This window comes from Sulfurimonas sp. (genome assembly GCF_050296975.1).
GTDB lineage: Bacteria > Campylobacterota > Campylobacteria > Campylobacterales > Sulfurimonadaceae > Sulfurimonas.
On record NZ_JBNKRX010000039.1, the window covers coordinates 75,467 to 87,420 of the forward strand.

The 11,954-nt window shown below is 34.7% G+C and carries 6 protein-coding genes; 4 read left to right on the plus strand and 2 right to left on the minus strand.

What is annotated here, in order from left to right:
- Positions 1-2 precede the first annotated feature (2 nt).
- Positions 3-3,047: a MutS-related protein gene (locus ACQY56_RS12685; protein WP_428738472.1), complete on the minus strand. Its 3,045-nt coding sequence runs from the start codon at positions 3,045-3,047 to the stop codon at positions 3-5.
- Between the two features lie 127 nt (positions 3,048-3,174).
- Here ACQY56_RS12685 and ACQY56_RS12690 point away from each other — a divergent pair, with 127 nt between their 5' ends.
- The 4 genes from ACQY56_RS12690 to ACQY56_RS12705 are packed head-to-tail and all read left to right on the plus strand — an operon-like array spanning position 3,175 to position 8,610.
- Complete coding sequence (locus tag ACQY56_RS12690) at positions 3,175-4,506, plus strand: TolC family outer membrane protein (protein WP_428738473.1); 1,332 nt, start codon at positions 3,175-3,177, stop codon at positions 4,504-4,506.
- The gene (locus ACQY56_RS12695) at positions 4,506-6,665 is read left to right on the plus strand and encodes a type I secretion system permease/ATPase (RefSeq protein WP_428738474.1); all 2,160 of its coding nucleotides are present in this window, start codon (positions 4,506-4,508) and stop codon (positions 6,663-6,665) included. The genes ACQY56_RS12690 and ACQY56_RS12695 overlap by 1 nt, the downstream gene beginning before the upstream one ends.
- Entirely contained in the window at positions 6,665-8,005 is a 1,341-nt protein-coding gene (locus ACQY56_RS12700) for an HlyD family type I secretion periplasmic adaptor subunit (RefSeq protein ID WP_428738475.1), read from the plus strand. The genes ACQY56_RS12695 and ACQY56_RS12700 overlap by 1 nt, the downstream gene beginning before the upstream one ends.
- A 2-nt stretch (positions 8,006-8,007) precedes the next feature.
- Positions 8,008-8,610 carry a response regulator transcription factor gene (locus tag ACQY56_RS12705; protein WP_428738476.1) on the plus strand — a complete coding sequence of 201 codons (603 nt, stop codon included), beginning with the start codon at positions 8,008-8,010 and terminating at the stop codon, positions 8,608-8,610.
- Positions 8,611-8,612: 2 nt separating this feature from the next.
- On the opposite strand, the gene ACQY56_RS12710 is transcribed toward ACQY56_RS12705, so the two are convergent.
- Positions 8,613-11,954, minus strand: a 3,342-nt coding sequence (locus tag ACQY56_RS12710) for an Ig-like domain-containing protein (RefSeq protein ID WP_428743774.1), incomplete at its 5' end; no start/stop codon positions are given.

Below are 11,954 nucleotides of genomic sequence, written 5' to 3' on the forward strand. Positions count from 1 at the left end.
CCTTACCAATCATCTAAAAGCACTTTTTTAGGTGCTGCCTCTTCCTCTTTTGGCTGCTCTTGGATCACATTTATCTCAGGTTCTTCAACCACTTCAATTTTTGGTTTTGAGAGTTGTTCTTCATAGCGAAGCTCTAAACCTTTTGAAGTCATTATAAACCCATCAACTTTTATCTTTCCATCGTGGATTTGATTGTGGTGTTCTTTACAAAGTGGGATAAGATTATGTTTGTGATCTTTGTGAAAATGCCCTATAAATCCAGCTTGATTAGCTAAAGATTTATGTGAGATGTGATGCACATCCTCTGCAACGGCACCGCAGATGACACATTTTGTGACGTAGAGGTCTTTATTGTACTTCGATTTTTTCTTTTTCACTAAAAGCTCTAACTCATCAAAGTCGTTTGCCAGACGCTTACGAATGTTGTTGGCTATATCTAAAAACTCTTTGTCCATATGGAGTGATTTTGCAAACTCCAGACCATAGATACTACTTCCGCTTCCAGCCTGAAGGACACGGTTAAAAAGCAGTTTATCACTCTCTTCGTCATACTCAACACTTAAATGCAAATCAACTACATTGTTGATGTTTGTAATCTCTGGCATAGTTGAGAGTTGGTGTAAATGGGTTGCAAAAACAAATATACACCTTGTATCAGCTAATTTTTTGATAGCACTTGCCACAATTGCTACCCCTGAGAGTGTCTCTGTTCCGTGGCTTATCTCATCACCAAGTACAATGGATTTTACACTTGCACGATTAAATATATTTTTTAACTCCAACATCTCAACTGCAAAAGTTGAAAGCCCTTTAGCAAGATTATCTTTTGAAACTATACGGGTAAATATAGAATCAAACAAAGAAAATTTCATCACAGACGCACTCACAAAAAATCCAGCTTGAGCCATCAAAATGGCGATCCCTACACTTTTCATCAAAGAACTTTTACCGCTTGAGTTAATCCCATAAAGTAAAACGCCATTGATCTCATGCCCATCATGCACACTCACATCAAGCATCACGGTCTCCGGATGTGGCAAATCCATATAGTCACGATTTCCCATAACAATGTCATTTGGTATGTACAATCCACCACGCTCTTGTATCTCGATAAGAGGATGGCGAAGCTGCATAATCTGCATAAAGTTTTCATCCTCTTTTACATCAACAATCATTGGACGTGAATGGTTATAATCCCCTGCTATTTTAGATGAACTTACACCAACATCAAGATCAGCTACATAAGTAATTACACGCTCAAATAAGAGTGCATAACGTCGCTCAAACACAGCTTGGAGTTGTATATATCTATCTTTTACAAGTGCTACAATTTTTCGACGGTTTTTCATAATGCGATCGGAGAGTTCATCTGTAAACTCTGAGGTAATTTTTACATTGTTTGTCAGTTTTTTTACATCAAATTTACTAAACTCTGGGTCTTTTCTAAACTCACTCTCAATTAATGAAAAACGATTTTTGCTCAAAGAGATGTAGTACCCCTCTTTCTCTAATAGTCCAAGTGTGACAAGTTTCGTTGATGAATTTGCATTGGCACTATCAAGTAACGCTTCAATCCTTTTCATGATATCATCAAAGGCAATCATCATCACAGAGTTCTCTTTTGTCAGAGTATCGATGCTCTCATCAACTCCTTCCATCAAAAAGTTTTCATCAACAGTGGTATTTGTAAAGCGGCGAGATACATCAAGATCGATTGTTTTTACAATGTCGCGTAAAAACTCATCTACCTCTATCTCATGAAAAGGAGTTTTTTGAATTTTGTGTTTTTTTACATACTGCATCAACTCTTTAACACTAAGCATTGAGTCATAAATATGGTTCATCTCAAAGGGATGTAAACGTCCAAGATTTAAACGACGTGCAAGACGTTCTAGGTCATAAATTCCACGCATCATCTCATCTAAAAATCGTGTGTGCGAAGAGAGTCTCTCTATAAGGTTATAACGACGTTCTAACTCTTCTTGATCGATGATAGGATTAAGTAATCTCTCTTTGAGTAAACGTCTCCCTATCGCAGTTGAACTCCGATCGAGCATCTTTAAAAGTGTAAACTCACGTTTATCTTTTGAGATAACGCCCATCTGCTCTAGTGCATTGTTTCCAAGGTACATAAAACGACGATTATCAATGATGCGAGGCATCGACATCTTTTGAACAATGTAGTAATCATGCTCAATTACAAAATCTATAAGAATTGCCAACGATTCTGTAATCATTGGATTACGTTCAAGATCAAGGTGTTCTATCGGAGAGAGTAATGATTGAATCTGATATACCTCTTGAAAAAGCTCATTTTGATACTCAACTTTAAGACGTTTGTTGTTTACTGAATAGTGATAATGATCGTGGATTTCAAGGTATTGCATCACATGTTTTTGATCTTCAATCCCCTCTAAAAATGTTACTACAACTTCACTGGTTCTATAAACATTTAAAAGATTAAACACCTCATCAAGTGCATAAAATGGATCTTCACTTGTTGAATGTGTCTCGTATAACCATGTTTTGCCAGTTGTGACATCTATAGCAGAGTATCCAACACTATAGATATCTTTGTATCTGTCAACGACTATAGAGACGATGTAATTATCATCATTATCTACGATATGATCAAAGTTTGTCCCTGGGGAGATTATTTGAGAGATATGACGAGTTATCTTTGGTGGCGTTCCTTTTTGTCGTACAACTATAATTGTATACTTTTGCTCTTGGATAAGACGGTTTAAATAACGCTCAAAACTCACCGCTGGGACACCTGCTAAAAGAGGATTTTTATCGGAATTTTCTACAATATTTTTATTTTTTTTGGTAAGTTGGATATTTAAAAGTTCAGCAATCTCTTTTGCTTTTCCAATCTGCATCTCATCATTGTTAACTTCATACACTTCAAAAAAAGTACCAATCTCTATAAAAACAACAGTGTCTATTCCATATTTTTTTTCAAAAAGTTCTTGAAGTTCAAAATAAGTTTGGGTTAAAAGTTTGTTTTTATCTTTTAGTATCTGATCGAAGTCTTCAGTGTGCATTTGTCTCTTTTTTATCAACAATTTTGGGAAATTATACCATATCTGCTATTTGTATTGATTTTGAAATAAAGTTCCGTTATAATCTACCAAATATATAATTTAAACTTAAAATTTCAAAGTAGTTTCTATGAAAAAATTGATTTTTTTACCCCTTGCAATTTCCAATCTGTTATACGCTCAAACACTGAAAGAGAGTGTTGGTGAGATACTTACAACCAATCCAATAATCCAAGAACGTCTCAAAAATTATGAAGCCAATAAAGAAGACGTTAACATAGCTCAAGCTGGATATTACCCAACACTTAATCTTAAACTTGGTGCTGGATATGAACAGACAAAACAAAAAAATGGTGCTGGAGCTACGATAATTCCTACAACAGGAAATGATGGGAAATTTTCAGTTTATGAGAACTCCCTTACTTTTACACAAAATATCTTTCAAGGGTTTAATACAATCAACTCAGTTGAAGAACAAAAGTATAAAGCAATCTCTGCAGCATACAGCTATATAGAAACAGCAAACTCTATCTCTTTTGAGATGACAAATGCGTATATCGAACTCATCAAAAATAAAGAGCTTCTTGTAACTGCAAAAAAAAATGTAGAGATTGATCAAGAGATTTTAAATAAAGTAAAAAAACTTTACGACTCTGGACTGACAACTCTCTCAGAAGTTCACAAAATTGAGTCATCTTTAGCACTTGCAAAATCAAATCAAGTTGTTCAAGAAAATACTTTACTCGATGCCACATACAATACACAAAAAGTATTAGGTAAAGAGTTAGAGATAGATAGTTTAGAAAAACCAGAGCTTATGTATCTATTTCCAGATACAAAAGAAGAAGCTATAGAGTTTGCTCTTAAAAACAACCCTTCTATTTTAGTTGGTGAGTTTAATGTTAAACAAGCTAAAGCTGCAAAACACTCTTCACAATCTTCGTACTACCCAAGTGTAGATATTGAAGTTTCTCAAAGTATGAACAAAAATCTTTCTGCAGTTGAAGGAACAGATGACCAATTTCGTGCTATGGCATACTTAAATTATAATATTTTTAATGGATTTTCAGATCAAGCATCTATCGCAAAAGCTCAAAAGCAAGTCTCTCAAGGTTTAAATACAAAAGAGAAACTCCAAAGAGAGATCATCCAAAACCTCAATCTTGCATGGACTTCTAAAGAGAAACTCGAAGAACAGCTAAAACATCTTTATGACTACAAAGATTTCTCTGAAAAAACACTCAAACTTTACGCAAAAGAGTATGATTTAGGGCGTCGTTCTTTACTTGATCTGCTCTCAGCACAAAATGACTTTATCCGTTCACAATCTCAAATCATCACTACAGAGTACAATATCTTACTTGCGAAATACCGCATTTTAAATGCGATGGGTATTTTAGTACCTGTTATTATTGATGAGCAAAACCTTATCTATACTAATGTTGATTTAGAGGCTAAATAATGTTTCTAACCAATGCTGACAACTTAAGAATGGATGCTTTACTAGATTGTTTAGTCCTTTTTACAAAACGCTATCATAAACCATTTACTGCAGCAGCTCTGACTGCAGGATTACCTATTGAACCAGGTATGGAAACACCAGAACTTTTTTCCATCAATAAATCAAAGGGTTTATTTTCTCGTGCAGCTTCTCGTGCTGGATTGCAATCATCGATAATTAGACGTCCATTATCACAAATTTCTAAATTACAACTACCTATGATTATTTTACTTTCCAATCAAGGTGCTTGTATCTTAGATAGTTTTAATGAAGATAAAACTCAAGCAAGAATTATTATGCCAGCTGAAGAGGCAATCGAGCAATGGGTTGATTTTGAAGATTTACAAGATGAATATATAGGTTTTGGTTTCGCACTGAAAAAAGCTTTTGAATACACAGAAGAAAATGAAAGAACTCTCCATTTAGAACAAAAGCATTGGTTTTGGAGTACATTAAAACTCTCACTTCCTATCTACAAAGATGTGCTTTATGCATCACTTTTAATCAATCTTTTTGTTTTAGCATCTCCATTATTTACAATGAACGTCTATGATAGAGTTGTTCCAAACAATGCTATAGAGACTCTTTGGGTATTTGCTATAGGGGTTGTTATCGTTTATGTACTCGATACTTTTGCAAAATTTGCCAGAACCTCCTTACTTGAAACTGCTGCTAAAAAAAGTGACATTATTATGTCTTCTATCATCTTTGAAAAAGTGTTATCACTTAAGATGTCTCAAATTCCTGTTTCAGTTGGTTCTTTTGCAAGTAATTTAAAAGATTTTGATGCAATTAGAGGCTTTTTGACAAATGCGACAATGGCTGCACTTATCGATCTTCCTTTTGCTGTTATCTTTTTAGCTGTTATTGCATATATTGGTGGGATGATTGTGCTCATTCCTATGGTTACTATGAGTTTAATTTTAGGTTACGCTTTTTTAATCAAAGGACCACTGCGTGAGAGTATTGAGAGTACACATGAAGCAAGTGCCAAGAAAAGCTCTATTTTAATCGAAGCACTCAATAATATCGAAACACTCAAAAGTTTAAATGCACTCAATCATATGCAATGGAAATGGGAAGAATCAACTGGAGAGATCGCATCTAAAGGTTTAAAATCAAAACTGATGTCAGCTACTATTCCTACAATTACACAACTTTTGATTCAACTCAACACTGTGATGATTATTGTTTTTGGTGTATATATGATTGCTGAGTTTAACCTCTCTATGGGGGGACTTATTGCTATAGTTATTTTAACTGGAAGAACATTAGCACCTATGGGGCAAGTAGCAGGTCTCATTACAAACTATGAAGATGCAAAAACCTCTTATGATACGATCAACGCTATAGTTGCAAAAGAGAGTGAGCGACCAGAGGGTAAAAAGTTTGTTGAAGCACCAAAGTTTGAAGGAAATATTGAGTTTATAGATGTTACTTTTACTTATCCAGAGGCAGATGTCCCAGCTTTAAAAAATGTATCATTTTCAGTTTCTCCACATGAAAAAATTGCGATTATTGGACGTATAGGTTCCGGAAAAAGTACGATTCAAAAACTGCTTCTTGGACTTTATGAACCGGATAGCGGACAAATTCTTATAGATGGTATCGACATCAAACAAATTGATCCAGCCGATTTAAGAAAACATATCAGTTATGTTTCACAAGATATTATGCTCTTTCGTGGAACAGTTAAAGACAATATCACCTTTAGAGCTTCCCATGCGACAGATGGTGCGATGGTAAGAGCTGCACAAATAAGTGGAGCAAGTGAGTTTATCAAAAAACATCCAAAAGGGTATGAAATGCCTGTTGGTGAACGGGGTATGGGGCTCTCTGGAGGGCAAAGACAAAGTATCGGTATTGCACGTTCACTTTTACTTGATACACCTATAGTTATGATGGATGAGCCAAGTAGTTCAATGGATCAAGTAAGTGAAGCAAAACTTCTAAAAAATCTTGAAAATGAATTTAAAGAAAAAACAGCAATCATTGTGACACAAAAGATGAATATTTTAAAAATTGTAAATAGAGTTATAGTGATTGACGAAGGTAAACTTATTATTGATGATCCTAAAGAAGTAGCTATTAAAAAACTCCAAGGTGGAGGAAGTAAATAATGAAAAAAGATCAAAATAATATGGAGCTAACTAAAAAAGATTATGAGTTTATGAACTCGCTTAGTGCTGCGATCTTAGAACATTCACCATCTCGAATGAGTAAAGTGATTAAACTATGGTTATTTACTATTTTGGCATTTATTATTTGGGCTTCTTTTGCTCAAATCGATGAAATCACTCGAGGTGATGGAAAAGTTATCCCTTATGGACAAAACCAAATCATCCAAAACTTAGAGGGTGGTATAGTTGAATCTATCTTAACTCATGAGGGTGAAAGTGTAAAAAAAGACCAAGTACTTTTAAAAATAAATAACTCGAAAACAATCTCTTCAAGTACATCAAATCAATTAACATATAATGAACTTATAGCAAAAAAAACGAGACTCTATGCAGAAGCAAATGATGTTTCATTTCAAGATATTCAAACGAATGATGAGGATCTCAAACAACAACTCAAACTTGCAAAAAAACTTTATGACTCACACAAACTTGAGCAAGATGCGAAAGATAATACTATAGTTGAGCAAATTGCGCAAAAAAAACAAGAGCTAAAAGAGGCACAAGCAAAAATAAAATCTTTAGAAAAATCTCGTGAATATGTTGTTGAAGAGATAGAAATGACAGCACCGATGGTAAAAGAAGGTGTCAAATCAAAAGTTGACTTTTTAAAACTAAAACGTGAAGCAAATGGCATTTTAAATGAGATTGAAGGTGCAAAACTCTCGCTTCCTAGACTTCGTTCTGTTATTGAAGAGTATAGAAACAAAAGAATTGAAGCAAAACAAGAGTTTATAAATAATGCAAAAAAAGAGTTAAATGAAGTAACAGCTGAACTCGCACGTACACAAACACAACAAGTCGCATTTAACGACCAAGTAGATCGAACAATGGTAAAATCACCTGTTGATGGTATCGTTCAAACCCTTTTTGTTCATACTGTAGGTGGGGTTGTAAAACCAGGGGCTGATTTAATTGAGATCGTTCCAACTGATGATAAACTTTATCTTGAGATAAAAATAAAACCAAGTGATATCGCTTTTATCCACCCTGGTGCAGAAGCACTTATAAAAATTTCAGCATATGATTTTGCTATTCATGGTGGACTTGCTGGAAAAGTGGTAAATATCTCTCCTGATACCATTACAGATAAACAGGAAAATACTTTTTATCTTATCCATGTTGAGACAGATAAAAACTATTTAGGAACAAAGGAACATCCTTTATCTATCATCCCAGGTATGACAGCAAGTGCTGACATTGTTACAGGTAAAAAGACAGTTATGCAGTATATTTTAAAACCTATTCTAAAATCAAAGCAGTATGTATTTTCAGAGAGATAAAGATGATTATTTACTTTAGCAAAGATATTAACCTTATTGACGAATGGAAACAAAGAGCCCCGCAAGATTGTTATGCTATTGATGAATTAGATGCTTTTACAGATTTAACACAACAACTTCATAAAGATTTTGTAATGATATGTGATTATGATAGTGTTGCCAATGATGTCAATAAACTTATAAGTTCCGATCAACTTTTTTCTAAAACAATAGTACTAGAAAAAGTTCCAGAAATTGCAACTGGAAAGATGTTAATATCGCACGGTGTAAAAGCATATGGAAACTCTAGAATGTTACAAATGCACTATAACCAAATGATTCACGCAGTTTCAAATGGAAAAATATGGACTTATCCAGAACTAACTTTAGCACTTGTAAAAAGTACAAATCTACAAACAATCAACCCTGAAGCAAGAGAACTTATTGAGCATCGCTTAACAGAAAAAGAAAAAGAGGTTGTTACCCTTGTAGTTCATGGTTTATCTAATGATGCTATTGCACATAAGCTTGGTATTACACCACGAACAGTTAAAGCACATATCACTTCTATTTTTGAGAAGTTACATGTAAGTGACAGAGTGTCACTTATCCTTTTACTAAAATAATTTTAGCTATGATCTACATGGATTTCAGTATTTATATCTACTAGTCCACTACTATCATCTGAACGACCATCTCTTTCATTATCACCTCTATTGCTATGTTCTGACTCGTACTCTTTTTCTGTTTTAAAATCACCTAATGACCATTCACTTGTATCACTATGTTCCCCTTCCTCTTCTGTGTGTTCGTCATGATTATCTTCTCTTGAATTTTCCTCTTGATCTATATGAGCAAAAATATCGTTATCTATATCTCTGCTATCTACAATTGATCCTAAATCAAATGAGTTCTCAGCATCTGAATCTGCACTAGAACGATCATCACTTCCTTCATCCATGCCATTTAATAAACTACTAAAATCTAAATGTTGATCATAATCTGCATCTAGATTTGTTAACATATCTTCATCATCAGTTTCTTCACTATCTTGTTCATTATTGGACTCATCTGTAGCCACATCATCTACACCATTTATAGTAGTTTGAGTTGTATTTGTATTTCCACTAGTAGTTTCTGTTGATGTAACAGATGCTTGAATAGTATTTAAACTTGCAGTATCGATTTCTATTTCACTAGAAAGAGTAACTGATGCTTCCCCATTTTCATCAATATCTACAGTATAACTTCCATCTTCATTTGGAGTAAGCCCTACTAAAGTAGCACCATCAGGTATATTGGATACTGTAATTGAGCTAAGTGTTTCACTTCCATCTGTATCTGCCAAACTTGCACTAAAAGTTATAGGATACTCATATGAAATATCTGAAGCTATCTGAGCATCTTCTCCACCAAAACGGATATTTTCTACATTGTCAACTTGTGTAATATCACCTGTTCCTTTATTTGTAACTATTGTATGTCCCCAACGCTCACCTACTTCCCAGTCACTAGCATCACCTTTAAATGTAACAGTATCTTCACCTGCTCCACCATTAATAGTAGTCCAACCACTATCTACAGTAATATTGTCATTTCCTTCTCCTGCAGAGATACTTGTCCAACCATCATCTGATTTGCCAACATTAAGTGTATCATCACCAGAACCTAACCAAACATTGTCAAATCCATCTCCTAAAGTTACATTATCATTCCCACTACCAGAGTCTACATATGCAAAACCATCTCCTGCATCTCCAGCAACTAATGTATCATCTCCACTACCTAATACACCATTAGTTAAACCATCTTGGAGTTCTACGTTGTCATCACCACTACCCATTAATACTTTATCCCAGTCATTACCTGCTGTAACAGTATTATTTCCATTTGTTCCAGTGATTGAAGCATAGCCTTCACCTGCATTACCAATGGTAGCAGTATCATTCCCAGTACCTAAATTTACATTCGTTGCACCATCACCTGCATTTAAGGTATCATCACCTGAACCTAATTTTATTTCGTTCCAATTATCTCCAACTGTAACATTATCATTATCTCCACCAGCATCTAATGTAGCAAAATCAGTGCTTGATGTATTCCCTGCAGAGATATTGTCTTCACCATAACCAGTACTGATATTTACACTATCTTCACCAACTGAGATATTGTCATCACCACTTCCAGTTGTAATACTTTCCCAATCATTACCTGCTGCAATAGTTTTATCCCCACTTGAAGCTGAAATTGTTGACCAACCTGAATCTCCATCTCCTATACTTAAGTTATCATTTCCACCATATAAAGAAACAGTATCATAATCATCCCCAGCGATAATCGTATCATCTCCTCTTGAACCATTTACACTATCCCATCTTGATGAACCATCATCTTGAATATCAGCACCCTCTAAATTTGGTGCTAATGGTTCTTGCGCATTTTCTTGATTTTCTACAATATTAACATCACCAATACTCATCTCTAATATAGGAGCTGAAGCTACAGAGTCAGAATCAATATTGCCAAGAATTTCAACTTGCTCAAAAGAGATTGAATTAATCATATAATCATGATTGCCACCATCTGGAGCTGAAAAAACAACTTGATCAAAACTTTCACCATTGTCTGGCTGCAATGTCACTGCTGCATCAATTCTATCAGTTCCTCCATGATTGATCGTACTACCAACTTCTACACCATCTTTAAAGAAAGTGATTTCAGCATCTTCTGAAGAGTTTTTCCAACCAAACGATACATCTACTGAAGATACATCATTATCAAAATCTACTACAAGTTTTTCAGAACCTACTCCATCTTTATAACCAAGTTCAGCATTTGCCCCAGAAGCATTTCCAGTTACACCAAAACCATATGAATTGCTACTAATAGACGCTTCATTTCCATAAGCATCAAAAGCAGAAATACTAAAACCACTCTCTGCATCATCTACGTTATCTTTATTTATTGTAATTGTTTGTGAAAGCTCACCACTACCTACATCGTATGTGCCATCAGCAAAACTAATTGTCTCAACATTTCGTAATTCACTAACATCACCAATAGCATCTCCATCACTATCTGTTGAAACATTTTCTGTTACTATAACAGTACCATCATCATTTTTTGTAATTGTATAATCACTACTATTGCCATCAAAGACTACTGTATCATTACCAGCACCACCATCAGCTACAAGTGTGTCATTTAGATCATTATCATCTATATGTAAAGTATCATCACCTGAACCCATCATAACAAAATCATCAGTATCATCAGTTGCAATGCCACTCCAAGATCCATGCCAGAAATGTGTAGAATCTACTTCACCAGTTTCATTCCCTGCAATATCTGTTTCTGTTACTTTAAAAAATTCATTATCATTTACAGGTGTAGCACTCAAATTGCTTATATCGGCATTCCAGTTTCCATCTTCATCTACTATTGCAGTTGCAACTGCATTATCACTTTCGTCATAAATTGTGATAGTATTACCTACTTCAGCACCTGTTCCACTCATAGTAATTGTTGAATAATCTCCTGAATTATCCGAAATATCTGTAATTGCTAAAGAAGATGTATCACTCAAGGTTGTGTCAATTGTAATATCTTGTGTTGTTGAAGCAGAGTTACCTAAACTATCTGTTACTGTTATAGTCAAATTATGCGAACCATCTGTAAGAGGATCTGTTGTAATTGAATAGTCACCATTTTCATCCGTAACAGCAGTTCCAATAACATCACCAAGCCCTGTAGTTATTACTACAACAGCACCAACTTCCGCATTTCCACTAATAGTTGGTGTATTATCATTAGTCACATTATCTTCACTGGAGATTCCTGTATCACTTGTATCATCAATATCAGCACTTATTACTGTATCCTCTATCTCAGCTGCCACTGCTGTATCGAGTGTAGTTTGAGCCGTCTCTACTGATCCAACGATTGTTGTATCTTCTACCTCTTCACCAGC